The organism is Tenacibaculum salmonis (assembly GCF_041053065.1).
Taxonomy (GTDB): domain Bacteria; phylum Bacteroidota; class Bacteroidia; order Flavobacteriales; family Flavobacteriaceae; genus Polaribacter; species Polaribacter pacificus_A.
Genome location: NZ_JBFCVV010000005.1, coordinates 1 through 1,063, shown reverse-complemented (window position 1 = coordinate 1,063; position 1,063 = coordinate 1). Strand labels below are relative to the sequence as shown.

Sequence of the window (1,063 nt, the reverse complement as noted above, 5' to 3'; positions counted from 1 at the left end):
AGTCATTTTCAATTTTTCCAGCGCAATATTATTCAATATTAATTTCTAGAAAAGATAAATCACTAATTAGGAATTTCAGGCTGAAATTCCGCCATTACTTGCAACGTTTTTGTATATTATTTGTTGCGTATTTCAAGCAACTAATTTAGTAAATAATTACCAACCAAGAAAGTCCGCGAGGACTTTCTTAAGTAGGTGAGAAGCCAGCAATAAATTATATACGGTGTTGTGTGTAGTGTTTAATATTCATTTAGTCTTTCAATGTTCATATTAATATTCAGTATATTTTGTTTTTTCTGTTCAATATATTCATTTATATTTTTTCGTATCATTTTTTTCTTCTGATTTGTGAGAATATTTAATTCACTTAAATTTGTTTCTAATAAATCTAATGTTCTTTTGAAATCTTCATTTAATTTCTTAATTCCTTTTTCATTATTTAGTATTCCATCTTTCCAATTTGTTTGTTCAACTTCTAAATGTTCACAATAAACATCAATTTTTTGAAATATTGTTGTCGTAGTAGAAAGTCCATATTCAAAAAACAACGAATTACCTTTGAATTTAACTTTCCTAACTATAAATTCAATTTTGTATGGGTAATTTTCAATAAATCGGCAAGGTGAAGGTAATTCTTGTCCTAAAAAAAGTTTTTCCACATATTCAGATTCTTTTTTCTCATTTAAAATCAGTTTTGGAACATTTAAATTTTCACATTCAATTAGTCTTTCAACCTCTTTTTTAATTTCTATTTTTTCAAAATCGTAGTTGGATTGATTAATTTTGTTTTTGATTTTTTTTTCACTTTTAAGAAAGAAAATTTCTATATTTTTTTCTAAAAATAAATTTGGTTTTTTGTAAGAATCGTTCATAATTTCTAAATATTTTATATTAATTATTCCAAAAATAAAACGAATAAATTCATTTTTCATTTTTGTTGGTAATATTAGAAATTTAGTTGTTAATGTATTGTAATTGAGTTGTTTAATTTTTGTTAAGTTCGTTCAGAATATCTTAATTTTCTTTGAAGTTGTTCGTTTTTCGCATTACACACAACGTTTTT

General features: G+C 23.8%; 1 protein-coding gene. It reads right to left on the bottom strand.

Features of this window, described 5'->3' with window-relative positions:
* Positions 1–239 precede the first annotated feature (239 nt).
* Entirely contained in the window at positions 240–932 is a 693-nt protein-coding gene (locus AB0T67_RS12305) for a hypothetical protein (RefSeq protein WP_193706795.1), read from the bottom strand.
* Positions 933–1,063: the final 131 nt, after the last annotated feature.

What these genes read in the sequence shown, in the direction of transcription:
- AB0T67_RS12305 (WP_193706795.1), bottom strand. Translation starts at nt 932, where the DNA reads ATGAAAAATGAATTTATTCGTTTTATTTTTGGAATAATTAATATAAAA.